A 13,528-nucleotide genomic window follows, 5' to 3' on the forward strand; every position below is an offset into this window, starting at 1 on the left:
GGTTCCACGTCCCGGATGCGGCCCCCGCCACGTCCCTCACGGCCGTGGTTCGTCTGCCTCTCAGCCCACCAGGCTGTCGCGCCAGGCCCGGTGCAGGCCCGCGTAGTGGCCCTCGCCCGTGACCAGGTCCGAGGGCGTGCCGTCCTCGACGATCCGGCCCGACTCCATCACCAGGACCCGGTCCGCGACCTCGACCGTGGACAGGCGGTGGGCGATGACCACCGCCGTACGGCCGGCCAGGACCGTGTCCATCGCCTGTTGCACCGCTCGTTCGCCCGGTACGTCCAGGGAGCTGGTGGCCTCGTCCAGGATCAGGACCGCCGGGTCCGCGAGCAGGGCTCGTGCGAAGGCGACCAGTTGGCGTTGGCCTGCCGAGATGCGGCCGCCTCGTTTGCGTACGTCCGTGTCGTAGCCGTCCGGGAGGCCCGTGATGAACGCGTGGGCTCCGATGGCGCGGGCCGCTTCCTCGATCTGGGCGCGCGTCGCGTCCGGGCGGCCGATCGCGATGTTCTCGGCGACCGTTCCCGAGAAGAGGAAGGCTTCCTGGGTGACCATGACGATGCCTCGCCGGAGGTCGGGGGTGGTGAGGTCACGGAGGTCCGCGCCGTCCAGGCGTACCGCGCCGTCCGTGGGGTCGTAGAAGCGGGCCAGGAGCTTGGCCAGGGTCGACTTGCCCGCGCCCGTCGCTCCCACCACCGCCACCGTCTGGCCGGCGGGGATCGTCAGGTCGAAGGTGGGGAGGACCTCGCCGCCCGTGCGGTAGGCGAAGCGGACCTTGTCGAAGGTGACCTCCCGGCCCGGGGAGCCCGTGCGGGTGGGGAGGCTCTTGGGCGTGGTCGTTTCCGGGACTCCCGGTTCCTGGGCCAGGAGGCCCGCGATCTTGGCCAGCGACGCGGCCGCCGACTCGTACGAGTTGAGGAACATGCCCAGGCGGTCGATCGGGTCGTACAGGCGCCGCATGTACAGGACCGCCGCCGCCAGGACGCCCAGTTCCAGGGAGCCCGAGGCCACCCGGTAGGCGCCCCACAGGCACATGCCGGCGACCGCCGTGTTCGCCACGAGCCGTGACCCCACGACGTAGCGGGCCATTTCGAGGAGCGCGTCGCCGTTGCTGCGTTCGTGCCGGTGGTTGAGCGTCGCGAACTCGGCGTCGTTGACCTGCTCCCGGCGGAACGCCCGTACCGGACGGATGCCGTTCATCGTCTCCGCGAACTTCACGATCACGCCCGCGATCGCCGTGGACCGCTCTGCGTACACCGCCCCGGCGCGTCGCTGATAGACGCGTACCAGGAAGTAGAGGGGGAGGAAGGACGCCACCGCCACCGCGCCGATGCCCAGGTCGAGGTAGAGGAGGATCGCCGAGATCGAGACGAAGGAGAGGACGACACCGATCAGTTCCTGCAGGCCCTCCGAGAGGAGTTCCCGGAGCGATTCGACGTCCGTGGTCGAACGGGAGATCAGCCGGCCCGAGGTGTAGCGCTCGTGGAAGTCGACGCTCAGGATCTGCGAGTGGCGGAAGATCCGGCCCCGCAGGTCGAGGAGCACGTCCTGGTTGATGCGGGCCGCGCCGCGGACGAAGACGTACTGGAGGAGGCCCGAGAGCGCCGCGCAGAGGAGGTAGCCGAGGGCCACCGCGATGACGGGGCCGTGGTCGCCCGCGCGGAAGGCGGGGACTCCCTCGTCGATGGCGTACGCGACGAGGAGCGGGCCCGCCTGGACCGCTCCCTCCTTGACGAGGAGCACCAGGGCGGCGATCGCGACCCGTGCGCGGTGTGCGGAGAGGAGGGAGCGGAGCAGGGCGCTCGTCGCTCCCTGGGGTGCGGGGAGGTCGTCGCGGTCGAAGGGGTCTCCGGGCGGGGTCGGTTCGGCCGGGGCCTGCTGCTCGGTGAGTGTCGTGTCCGTCATCGCTCGTCCTTGCCTTCGCCGGACATCAGCCAGGCGTACTCCTCGCTGCTCCGCAGCAGTTCCTGGTGGGTGCCCACGGCCGCGATCCGGCCCTCGGAGAGCAGTGCCACCCGGTCGGCCAGCATCACCGTCGACGGGCGGTGCGCCACGACCAGTGCCGTCGTCTCCCGCAGGACCTCCCGCAGGGCGGCCTCCACACGGGCCTCCGTGTGGACGTCGAGTGCGGAGAGGGGATCGTCCAGGACCAGGAAGCGGGGCCGGCCGACGACCGCCCTCGCCAGGGCGAGGCGCTGGCGCTGCCCGCCCGAGAGGCTGAGGCCCTGCTCGCCGACCTGGGTCGCGGTGCCCTCGGGCAGCCGGTCGACGAAGCCGTCCGCCTGTGCCACGCCCAGGGCGCGCCGCAGTTCGGGTTCGCCGGCCGTTCCGTCGGCTCCCATCAGGACGTTCTCCCCGACGCTCGCGGAGAACAGGGTCGGTTCCTCGAAGGCCATCGACACCAGGGCCCGCAGCCGCTCCCGTTCCATCAGGGCGATGTCCTCGCCGTCCAGGAGGATGCGGCCGCCGGACGCCTCGTGCAGCCTCGGTACGAGGGCGGTGAGCGTGGTCTTTCCGGAGCCCGTGCCGCCGACCAGAGCCAGCGTCTCGCCGGGGCGGATGTGCAGGTCGATGCCGTCCAGGACGGGCGGGGAGTCCGCCGGGGCGTCCGGGTAGCGGAACGACACGCCCTCGAAGCGCACCCCGCCGGGGCCGTCCGCCGTCGTGTCCGCCGAGGCGGGGGTGGCCGGCTCCTCGTCGGCGTCCATCACCTCGAAGTACCGCTCCGTCGCGGTCGCCGCCTCCTGGCTCATCGCGAGCAGGAAGCCGATCGACTCCACCGGCCAGCGCAGCGCCAGGGCCGTCGACAGGAACGCGACCAGGGTGCCCGCCGACAGGCCGCCGTCCGCCACCTGGATCGTGCCGAGGACGAGGGCCGCCCCGATCGCCAGCTCCGGTACGACGGTGATGAACGCCCAGATCAGGGCGAGCAGCCGGGCCTTGGCGAGTTCCGTGCCGCGCAGCCGGCCGGAGAGTTCGCGGAAGGCCGTCGCCTGGCTGCGGTGGCGGCCGAAGCCCTTGACGATCCGGATGCCGAGGACGCTCTCCTCGACGACCGTCGTCAGATCGCCCACCTGGTCCTGGGCGCGGCGCGCGACCACCCCGTACCGGCCCTCGAACATCGAGCAGACCACGACGAGCGGGATGACGGGGGTGAGGAGGACGAGGCCCAGGGACCAGTCCTGGGTGAGCAGCAGGACGTAACCCGCGAGGATCGTCACAGCGTTGACCAGCAGGAACGTCAGCGGGAAGGCCAGGAACATCCGGACCAGCATGAGGTCGGTCGTCCCGCGCGAGAGCAGCTGCCCGGACGCCCATCGGTCGTGGAAGGCGATCGGGAGCCGCTGCAGCCTGCCGTACAGATCGGCCCGCATCCGAGCCTCGACCCCCGACAGGGGGCGGGCCACCAGCCACCGCCGGTACCCGAAGAGCACCGCCTCGGCGATGCCGAGCAGCAGCAGGTAGAGCGCCCCCAGCCACACCCCGCCCGGGTCCCGGTCCGCGACCGGCCCGTCGACCAGCCACTTGAGTACGAGCGGGATGACGAGCGACAGACAGGAGGCGACGATCGCGACGAACGCGGCGGTGAACAACCGCCCCCGCACGGGCCGCACGTACGGCCAGAGACGGAGCAGCGTCCGCATCGCCGAGCGGTCGGCGGCGTCGGGGGCGCCGGGCGCGTCGGGCGTGTCGGGGGCGGGGGGCTCTGGGGCGACAGGTTTCTCGGGCATCAGGGCCGACCATACGGTTCACCACTGACACGTCTCATCCGGTTTTCGGGCGGCCCGGCCGCCGCGGCTCCCGGAGTCGTACCCGGCATCGACCGATCGGTTGATGCCGTTTCGAGCGCGATGGCCGATGCCCGGGATCCGGCGCGCTCGGCAGTCTGGGGACATGACAGCGATCGAAGTGCGGGGACTGCACAAGACATACGGCGGCCGGAAGGTCGTCGACGGGGTTTCCTTCGAGGTCGGCGAGGGGGAGATCTTCGGGATCCTCGGCCCCAACGGCGCCGGCAAGACCACCACAGTGGAGTGCGTCGAAGGGCTGCGGACCCCCGACGAGGGGCAGGTGCGCGTCTGCGGGTACGACCCCGCGACACAGCGGGACGACGTCACCCGGGTCCTCGGGGTCCAGCTCCAGGAGAGCGAGCTCCAGGCCAAACTGACCGTCCGTGAGGCGCTCGACCTGTACGCCTCCTTCTACGAGCGGCCCGCCGACCGGCAGGAGCTCGCCGAGCGGCTCGGGCTGCTTCCGCACCTGCGGACCCGGTTCGGGAAGCTGTCCGGGGGACAGAAGCAGCGGCTGTTCATCGCCCTCGCGCTCCTCGGCGACCCCCGGGTCGTCGTCCTCGACGAACTCACCGCGGGCCTCGACCCGCGCGCCCGCCGCGAGGTGTGGACGCTCGTCGAGTCCCTCCGCGACGCCGGGGTGACGGTGCTGCTCGTCACCCACTTCATGGAGGAGGCACAGCGGCTCTGCGACCGGATCGCCGTCCTCGACCAGGGCCGGATCACCGCGCTCGACACCCCCGACGGCCTGATCGGCCGGGCGTCGGCCGCCAAGGAGATCTCCTTCGCCGCCGGCACCCCGCTCGACCCGGAGGCACTGCGGGCCCTGCCCGGTGCCGTGTCCGTCGGGACGGCGGACGGACGGACGGTCGTCGCCGGCACGGAGGAGACCGTCGCCGCCTTCGTCTCCCTCCTCGCCCGCCAGGGCGTCACGGCCGGGCAGCTCCGGGTCGCCGACGCCACCCTCGACGACGCCTACCTCGACCTGACGGGAACCGATCTCCGATGAGCACTCCCAGCCCCGCCGTGGCCGTCCTGCGCACCGAGGCCCGGCTCTTCACCCGTGAACCGGGCGCCCTGTTCTGGGTGATGCTCTCGCCGACCGTGCTGCTCGTGATCCTCGGTCTGATCCCCTCCTTCCGGGAGGCCTCCGAGGACCTCGGCGGACGCCGCGTGATCGACGTCTACGTCCCCGTCTCCGTCCTGTTCGCCCTCATCATGTCCGGGCTCCAGGCCATGCCCCCGGTCCTCGCCGGCTACCGCGAACGCGGCATCCTGCGCCGGATGTCCACCACTCCGGTCCGCCCCGGGGCGCTGCTCACCGCGCAGATCGCGCTGCACGCCGCCGCCGCTCTGGTCTCGGCGCTGCTGGTGATCGCGGTGGGCCGGATCGCCTTCGGCGTCGCCCTGCCGGGGAATCCCGCGGGCTACGTCCTCGCCCTGCTCCTCGCCGTCGCGGGCGGTCTCGCCCTCGGCTCGGCCGTGTGCGCGGTCTCCCGGACGCAGAAGATCGCCACCGCCGTCGGCTCGTTCGTCTTCTTCCCCACCATGTTCACGGCCGGGGTCTGGGTGCCCGTCCAGGCCATGCCGGATACGCTGCAGCGGATCGTCGGGCTCACCCCGTTCGGCGCCGCCTCCGAGGCACTCGACGCCGCCGCGTCGGGTGGCTGGCCCGGCTGGGCCGCGCTCGGTGTGATGGCGCTGTGGACGGCCGTGCTGACCGGCGCCGCGGCGCGCTGGTTCCGTTGGGAATGAGCCGGGAACGAGCCGGGAGCGACTGGTGAACGAGCCGGGAACGAGAGGGGGCGGCAGGGTGCCCGTCACCGTCGAGGAGCGCTGGCGCCAGTTCTTCCGCTGGGGACCGTGCGGACTGCTCGGCGTCGCCACCGTGATCGCCGCGGGGTCGGCGGACGTGTTCATGGACCGTACGGAGCGGGTGGCGGCCGGTGTCCTGCTGGCGGCGGTGCTCCTCCTCCACGCGGTGTGGGACCACCGCTGCCGCCGGGTGGCCGCGGCCATCGGGTGGGGGCCCGAGGCGCCCGGGTGCGGACCCGTTCTCGTGCCGGGGGCACCGGGGCCCGCCTCCGTCGTCCACTTCCTCCTCCGTACCGCCCTCGCCTTCGCGTTGACCTGGCTCAACCCCTTCTTCTCGATCTACGCCAGCATCGGCTACTTCGACGCCACCCATCTGCTGACCCGCCGCCTCTCCCACGCCGGGCTCCTCGTCACCGCCGTGACGATGGCCGGCGCCCAGTCCGGCGGCCTGCCGCCCGCCTCCCTCATGCAATGGCTCGCCTTCGGCGGGCTGTTCGCCCTGAACGCCTCCCTCGCCATGGGCTTCTCCCACCTCGGTACGAAGGACGCGGAGAAGGCCGCCCAGCGTGCCGCCACCATCGCCGAACTCGGCCGCGCCAACAGCCGTCTCGAACAGGCCCTCGCCGAGAACGCGGCCCTCCAGGCACAGCTCCTCCTCCAGGCCCGGGAGGCCGGGGTCGCCGACGAGCGGCGCCGGCTCGCCGCCGAGATCCACGACACCATCGCCCAGGGCCTCACCGGCGTCGTCACCCAGCTCCAGGCCGCGTCCGCGGCCGCCCCCGACACCGAACGCGCCGAGGCGCACCTCCGGCGGGCCGCCGACCTCGCCCGGCACAGCCTCGGCGAGGCCCGCCGCTCCGTGCGGAATCTCAGCCCGGTCGCCCTGGAGCACGACGCCCTCCCCGAGGCCCTGCGCAAGACGGTCGCCGACTGGGCCGAACGCACAGGCGTCGACGCCCGGTTCACCGTGACCGGCACCGAGGAGCCGCTCCACGGCGAGGTGGCCGCCACGCTCCTGCGGATCGCCCAGGAGGCCCTGTCCAACGCCGCACGCCACTCCGGGGCCGGCCGGGCCGGCGTCACCCTCTCCTACATGGGCGACGAGATCACCCTGGACGTACGGGACGACGGCCGCGGCTTCGACCCGCTCGCCCGTCCCGAACGGAGCGGCGAGGGCGGCGGGTTCGGGCTGGGCGGGATGCGGGCCCGCGCCGCGCGCCTGGCGGGTTCCGTCACCGTGGAGACCGCACCGGGCGAGGGGACGGCGGTCTCCGCTCGCGTACCGTTGGGCGCGCCATGAACGACATCACCCTCCTCATCGTCGACGACCACCCCGTCGTACGGGACGGCCTGCGCGGCATGTTCGCCGCGGACGGCTCCGGCTTCCGCGTCCTCGGCGAGGCCCCCGACGGCGTACGGGGTGTCGAACTCGCCCTGGAACTCGACCCCGACGTCGTCCTCATGGACCTGCGCATGCCGGGTGGCGGCGGCGTCGACGCCATCGCCGAACTCACCCGGCGCGGCGCCCGTTCCCGGATCCTCGTCCTCACCACGTACGACACGGACACCGACACCCTCCCGGCGATCGAGGCCGGAGCCACCGGATACCTCCTCAAGGACGCGCCCCGGGAGGAGCTGTTCGCGGCCGTGCGGGCCGCCGCCGAAGGCCGTACGGTCCTCTCCCCGGCCGTCGCCTCCCGCCTGGTCACCGCCGTCCGTGCCCCCGCCGCCGACGGCACCGCGCTCTCCGCCCGCGAGGGCGAGATCCTCACCCTCGTCGCGAAGGGCACGGCCAACCGCGCCATCGCCGCCGAGCTCTTCATCAGCGAGGCCACCGTCAAGACCCACCTCACGCACATCTACGGCAAGCTGGGAGTCAAGGACCGGGCGGCCGCCGTCGCCGCCGGCTACGACCGGGGCATCCTGGGCCGCTCCTGAGAGCCGGGCCGGCGCGCCGCCGGGCCGGGCCGGGGGTTCACCCCCCGACCCGGAGCAGGACCATCGACCGGGCCCCCACCGTGAGCGTTCCGCCGCCCGGGTGGACCGTGCCCGGTGGTGCCGACTGGTCCTCGCGGGCCGTGTCGACGACCAGTTCGTACGACTCCGCCCACGGCGGGCCCGGGAGGCGGAAGTCCAGGGGGCGCGGGCCCGCGTGGAGGACGGCGAGGAAGCTGTCGTCGGTGATCTGCTCGCCGCGCTCGTCCCGGCCCGGTATGTCGCGGCCCGACAGATAGAGGCCCAGCGTGGCCGTGGGCGCGTACCAGTCGGGTTCCGTCATCTCGGCGCCCTCCGCGGTGAACCAGGCCAGGTCCCGCAGTCCGTCCGCGCCCTGGGGGCGGCCGGAGAAGAAGGCGCGGCGGCGCAGGACCGGGTGGTCGTGGCGGAGGGCGAGCAGCCGGCGGGTCAGGGCGAGGAGCTGGGCCCGGCCGGGGGCGTCCGGGAGGGTCCAGTCGAGCCAGCCGGTGGCGTTGTCCTGGCAGTAGGCGTTGTTGTTGCCGCCCTGGGTGCGGCCCATCTCGTCGCCGGCGACGAGCATCGGGACGCCGGTGGAGAGGAGCAGGGTGGTGAGGAGGTTGCGCTGCTGGCGGAGGCGGAGCGCGTTGATCGCCGGATCGTCGGTCTCGCCCTCCACTCCGCAGTTCCAGGAGCGGTTGTCGTGGGTGCCGTCGCGGTTGCCCTCGCCGTTGGCCTCGTTGTGCTTGCGCTCGTACGTGACGAGGTCCCGCAGGGTGAAGCCGTCGTGCGCGGTGACGAAGTTGACGGAGGCGTACGGCCGGCGCCCGCCCCAGGCGTACAGGTCGCTGGAGCCGGAGAGCCGGTAGCCGAGGTCCCGTACGTCGGGCAGCGCGCCGCGCCAGAAGTCCCGTACGGCGTCCCGGTAGCGGTCGTTCCATTCCGTCCAGAGGGGAGGGAAGGCGCCGACCTGGTATCCGCCGTTGCCCACGTCCCAGGGTTCGGCGATGAGTTTGACCCGGCGGAGCACCGGGTCCTGGGCGATGACCGCGAGGAAGGGGGAGAGCATGTCGACGTCGTGCATCGATCGGGCCAGGGCCGCCGCCAGGTCGAAGCGGAAGCCGTCGACGCCCATCTCCGTGACCCAGTAGCGGAGTGAGTCGGTGATGAGCCGCAGCACCTGCGGCTGCACGACGTGCAGCGTGTTGCCGCAGCCCGTGTAGTCGGTGTAGCGGCGGGCGTCGGACTGGAGCCGGTAGTAGCCGCGGTTGTCGATGCCTTTCAGGGAGAGCGTGGGGCCGAGCTCGCCCGCCTCCGCCGTGTGGTTGTAGACGACGTCGAGGATGACCTCGATCCCGGCCGCGTGCAGCGCCCGCACCATCCGCTTGAACTCGCCGACCTGCTGCCCGGTCGTCCCCGAGGAGGAGTAGCCGGCGTGCGGGGCGAAGTAGCCGATCGAGTTGTAGCCCCAGTGGTTGCGCAGACCCCGCCGGAGGAGATGGTCCTCGTGGGCGAACTGGTGCACCGGGAGCAGTTCCACCGCCGTCACCCCGAGGCGTGCGAGGTGCTCGATCGCCGCCGGGTGTGCGAGGCCCGCGTACGTGCCCCGCAGGTGTTCCGGGATGCCCGGGTGGAGCTGGGTGAAGCCCTTCACGTGCAGTTCGTAGATGACCGAGTCCTGCCAGGGCGTCTTGGGCCTGCGGTCGTCGGACCAGTCGTCGTCGTCCTGGACGACGACCCCCTTCGGGACGTGCGGCGCCGAGTCCCGCTCGTCCCGGACGGTGTCGGCCACATGCTGCTGCGGCCAGTCCCGGACGTGCCCGTACACCTCGGGCGGCAGCGCGAAGTCGCCGTCGACGGCCCGCGCGTACGGGTCGAGGAGCAGCTTCGCCGGGTTCCAGCGGGCGCCCGTCCACGGGTCCCACCGGCCGTGCACCCGGTAGCCGTACCGCTGCCCGGCCCCGATCCCCGGCACGAACCCGTGCCAGATCTCGTGGGTCAGCTCCGTCAGCGGCAGCCGCAGCTCCGTACCGTCCGGGTCGAACAGGCACAGCTCCACCGCCTCCGCCCCGCCCGCCCACAGGGCGAAGTTGGTGCCGGTCACCCCGTCGGGCCCGACCCGGCAGCGGGCCCCGAGCGGCATCGGCGTGCCCGGCCATACGGGCGGCCCGGCCCGTTCCTGGGCATGCTCCGGTACCGCCTCCTGCTCGGCTGTGCTCGTCACCGTCCCGGCCTCCCGCGGCTCGTCGGGCCCGCACCCAGGGGGGCGGCGGCGTCCCGGCCGCCGCTCCCGCGCGTGGTTCTCCCCCTGTTCTGCCCGAACGGCCCGGCTCCCAACATGACCCGCACGGACGTTTCCCCTGGAGGGTGGCTGTCGTTGGGCCGAGCGTGACACTTGTATGGAAGCGGGCGAGGTACGCCCTCGCGGTGGCGGGACTGATGGCGGGCCTCGTGGGCTGCACGGAGCCGGACGGCGGAGGCGGTGTCGACATCCGCCTGCCGGGCAAGGCGCGGGCCCCCGGCGACGTGATCCGGGTCAGCCCGGAGGACGGCAGCCGCGGGTTGCCGGCCGAGGGCCCGGTCGAGGTGAAGGTGGACAGCGGGCGGCTCGAACGGGTGACCGTCGCCCAGGTGGAGGACGGCCGGCGGACGGCGGTCGCGGGGGACATCTCGGCCGACGGGCTGCGCTGGCGGCCCCGGGCGGAGACCCGGCTGGCGCTGGCGGCGAAGTACAGCGTGGACGCCGTCGCGCTGGACGCGCACGGGCGCCGTTCCGCCCGGCACACCACCTTCACCACGGTGGTGCCCGAGAGCCGTTTCATCGGCTACTTCAAGCCGGAGAACCGTTCCACTGTCGGCACCGGCATGATCGTTTCCTTCGGCTTCAACATGCCGATCGAGAACCGGGAGGAGGTCGAGCGGGCCATCCGGGTCACCTCCGTGCCGCCCGTGGAGGTCGTCGGCCACTGGTTCGGCAAGGAGCGGCTCGACTTCCGCCCCGCCGCGTACTGGCAGCCGGGTACCGAGGTCACCGTCGAACTCGGCCTGCGGGACGTCGAGGGGGCACCGGGGGTGTACGGCATCCAGCGCAAGACGGTCGGCTTCACCGTCGGCCGCTCCCAGGTCTCCCTGGTCGACGCCGCCGCCCACACCATGGAGGTCAGGCGGGACGGCGAGGTCCTCGCCACCGTGCCGATCACCGCGGGAGCGCCGAAGACCACCACGTACAACGGGAAGATGGTCGTCACCGAGCTGTACGACGTGACGCGGATGGACGGGCGCACGGTCGGCTTCGGCGGTGAGTACGACATCAAGGACGTGCCGCACGCCATTCGTCTCACCGACTCGGGCACCTTCCTGCACGGCAACTACTGGGCCTCGCCCGACACGTTCGGCTCCGCCAACGTCAGCCACGGCTGCGTCGGGCTGCGGGACGACAAGGGCGGCAACGCCGAGTCGCCGGCGGGCTGGTTCTTCGAGCGGACCCTCATCGGCGACGTGGTGGAAGTGGTCAACTCGCGTGACCGAAAGGTCGCTCCCGACAACGGCCTCGGAGGCTGGAACATGGAGTGGAACCGGTGGAAGGCCGGCTCCGCACTGAGCTGACTCCCTCGTCTCCCTCGTACCGCCCGGCGCCTCCCGTCTCTTTCGCGCTCTTAGCAGGTCGATCGGGACGGAACGGTGACATTCACGAGGATCTTTCGTGTCCTGCGGTGTGATTATCTAGCGCCGTGTGCGCGAGTGGATGCGCACGGGGGTGGGGCCGGGCGGTGCCGGGCCGTGCGAGGGGAGAAGACCACAGTGAACGGGCAGCCGATATCGGGGGCATCGGTCAGAGCGACAGGGCGGCGTGGCCGGCGCGGGGGCGTCAGGCTGCAGGCCCTGGCGGCAGGAGCGATGCTCCTGGTGCTCACCGCCTGCGGCGGCGGTGAGACGGCGAACGGCGGCGGTACGGGACAGGGACCGGCCGCCCAGGGCGGCGGCAAGCAGGAGAACGCGGCCTCCCAGGCGGTCGTGACGATCCTTCCGAAGGACGGCGCCGACTCGGTCGCCACCAGCGGGGTCCTCAAGGTCACCGCGACGGAGGGCAAGCTTTCCACGGTCACGGTCGCCGACTCCAAGGGCGCCGCTGTCGAGGGCAAGATCGCGGCGGACGGCGCCAGCTGGTCGCCCACCGCCCACCTGGCCGCGGCCACGCAGTACAAGGTCCACGCGATCGCGAAGGACGCCGAGGGCCGCGAGTCGGCGAAGGACACCACCTTCACCACCCTCGTCCCGAAGAACACCTTCATCGGCCAGTACACGCCGGAGGACGGTTCGACCGTCGGCGTCGGCATGCCGGTGTCCATCAACTTCACCCGGGGCATCACCGACCCCGAGGCCGTCGAGAAGGCCATCAAGGTGACGGCCGAGCCGGCCGTGGAGATCGAGGGCCACTGGTTCGGCAACGACCGCCTCGACTTCCGCCCGGAGAAGTACTGGGCAGCCGGCACCAAGGTGACCGTGCACCTCAACCTGGACGGCGTCGAGGGCCGCCCGGGCGTCTACGGCAAGCAGAAGAAGACGGTCACCTTCACCATCGGCCGCCGCCAGGTCTCCACCGTCGACGCGAGCGCCAAGACGATGAAGGTCGAGCGCGACGGCAAGATCATCAAGACGATCCCGATCACCGCGGGCGCGCCGTCCACGACCACGTACAACGGCCAGATGGTCATCAGCGAGAAGTTCGAGGTGACCCGTATGAACGGGGCCACGGTCGGCTTCGGCGGCGAGTACGACATCAAGGACGTGCCGCACGCGATGCGTCTGTCCCAGTCGGGCACCTTCGTGCACGGCAACTACTGGGCCTCGCCCAGCACGTTCGGCTCCACCAACGTCAGCCACGGCTGCGTCGGCCTGGAGGACGCGCGGGGCGCGGGCGACAGCTCCAAGCCGGCGGCCTGGTTCTACGAGCGCTCGATCATCGGCGACGTCGTCGTCGTGAAGAACTCGAAGGACAAGGAGATCAAGCCGGACAACGGCCTCAACGGCTGGAACATGGACTGGTCGGAGTGGATCGCGTAGGCGTACGCCACTGAGTGCGGGCCCGGTGCTGTGAGCAACAGCACCGGGCCCGTTCGCGTTAACGCCCATTAACCTTCCCTCTATGACTGTGAACCTCGAAGTCGCCGAAGGCGTCGGCACGATCCGCCTCGACCGTCCCCCGATGAACGCCCTGGACATCGCCGTCCAGGACCGGCTGCGCGAGCTGGCCCAGGAGGCGACCGACCGCGACGACGTGCGGGCCGTGATCATCTACGGCGGTGAGAAGGTGTTCGCGGCCGGCGCGGACATCAAGGAGATGCAGGTCATGGACCACGTGGCCATGGTCAAGCGCTCCCGCGCCCTCCAGGACGCCTTCACCGCCGTCGCCCGCATCCCCAAGCCGGTCGTCGCCGCGATCACCGGCTACGCGCTGGGCGGCGGCTGCGAGCTCGCGCTCTGCGCCGACTACCGGATCGCCGCCGACAACGCGAAGCTGGGCCAGCCGGAGATCCTGCTCGGCCTGATCCCGGGCGCCGGCGGCACCCAGCGTCTCTCCCGGCTCGTCGGCCCCTCCAAGGCCAAGGACCTCATCTTCACGGGCCGGATGGTCAAGGCGGACGAGGCCCTGACGCTGGGTCTGGTCGACCGGGTCGTCCCGGCCGCCGAGGTGTACGAGCAGGCGCACGCCTGGGCCGCCAAGCTGGCGCAGGGCCCGGCGGTCGCGCTGCGGGCCGCGAAGGAGGCGATCGACCAGGGTCTGGAGGCCGACATCGACACCGGTCTCGCCATCGAGCGCACCTGGTTCGCGGGCCTGTTCGCGACCGAGGACCGCGAGCGCGGGATGCGCAGCTTCGTCGAAGAGGGCCCGGGGAAGGCGAAGTTCGCCTGAGCCGCCCCCGCCGGGGGCCGATTCCGCCGGAACGGCCCCCGCGGACGCTTCCGTA

Annotated in this window: 9 protein-coding genes; 7 read left to right on the forward strand and 2 right to left on the reverse strand. The window is 72.2% G+C overall.

All coding sequences use genetic code 11. The features are described from left to right. Positions 1 to 60 precede the first annotated feature (60 nt). The gene (locus tag OG462_RS29955) at positions 61 to 3,744 is read right to left on the reverse strand and encodes an ATP-binding cassette domain-containing protein (RefSeq protein ID WP_406066779.1); all 3,684 of its coding nucleotides are present in this window, start codon (positions 3,742 to 3,744) and stop codon (positions 61 to 63) included. 150 nt (positions 3,745 to 3,894) lie between these two features. On the opposite strand from OG462_RS29955, the gene OG462_RS29960 reads away from it, so the two are divergent. Genes OG462_RS29960 through OG462_RS29975 form a run of 4 tightly spaced genes read left to right on the forward strand, consistent with a single transcriptional unit; the run spans position 3,895 to position 7,544 of the window. Beyond that, positions 3,895 to 4,800 (forward strand): ABC transporter ATP-binding protein, encoded by a 906-nt coding sequence (locus OG462_RS29960; protein ID WP_406062332.1) that lies wholly within the window; start codon positions 3,895 to 3,897, stop codon positions 4,798 to 4,800. Beyond that, positions 4,797 to 5,546, forward strand: coding sequence for an ABC transporter permease (locus tag OG462_RS29965; protein WP_406062334.1), 750 nt, complete (start codon positions 4,797 to 4,799; stop codon positions 5,544 to 5,546). Before OG462_RS29960 ends, OG462_RS29965 begins: the two co-directional genes overlap by 4 nt. 58 nt (positions 5,547 to 5,604) lie before the next feature. After that, complete coding sequence (locus OG462_RS29970; protein WP_406062336.1) at positions 5,605 to 6,906, forward strand: sensor histidine kinase; 1,302 nt, start codon at positions 5,605 to 5,607, stop codon at positions 6,904 to 6,906. Further along, positions 6,903 to 7,544 (forward strand): response regulator, encoded by a 642-nt coding sequence (locus OG462_RS29975; protein WP_406062337.1) that lies wholly within the window; start codon positions 6,903 to 6,905, stop codon positions 7,542 to 7,544. Before OG462_RS29970 ends, OG462_RS29975 begins: the two co-directional genes overlap by 4 nt. A 37-nt stretch (positions 7,545 to 7,581) precedes the next feature. On the opposite strand, the gene glgX is transcribed toward OG462_RS29975, so the two are convergent. Next, positions 7,582 to 9,783, reverse strand: coding sequence for a glycogen debranching protein GlgX (glgX, locus tag OG462_RS29980; protein ID WP_406062339.1), 2,202 nt, complete (start codon positions 9,781 to 9,783; stop codon positions 7,582 to 7,584). A 215-nt stretch (positions 9,784 to 9,998) separates the two neighbouring features. Here glgX and OG462_RS29985 point away from each other — a divergent pair, with 215 nt between their 5' ends. The 3 genes from OG462_RS29985 (at position 9,999) to OG462_RS29995 (ending at position 13,473) form a co-directional block, all read left to right on the forward strand. After that, positions 9,999 to 11,165 (forward strand): Ig-like domain-containing protein, encoded by a 1,167-nt coding sequence (locus OG462_RS29985; protein WP_406066780.1) that lies wholly within the window; start codon positions 9,999 to 10,001, stop codon positions 11,163 to 11,165. A gap of 195 nt (positions 11,166 to 11,360) precedes the next feature. Beyond that, positions 11,361 to 12,623 (forward strand): Ig-like domain-containing protein, encoded by a 1,263-nt coding sequence (locus tag OG462_RS29990; protein ID WP_406062341.1) that lies wholly within the window; start codon positions 11,361 to 11,363, stop codon positions 12,621 to 12,623. Between the two features lie 82 nt (positions 12,624 to 12,705). Further along, complete coding sequence (locus OG462_RS29995) at positions 12,706 to 13,473, forward strand: enoyl-CoA hydratase/isomerase family protein (protein ID WP_406062343.1); 768 nt, start codon at positions 12,706 to 12,708, stop codon at positions 13,471 to 13,473. Positions 13,474 to 13,528 lie beyond the last annotated feature (55 nt).

Origin of the sequence: Streptomyces sp. NBC_01077 (assembly GCF_045162855.1) — a bacterium.
In the GTDB taxonomy this organism is placed as follows: domain Bacteria; phylum Actinomycetota; class Actinomycetes; order Streptomycetales; family Streptomycetaceae; genus Streptomyces.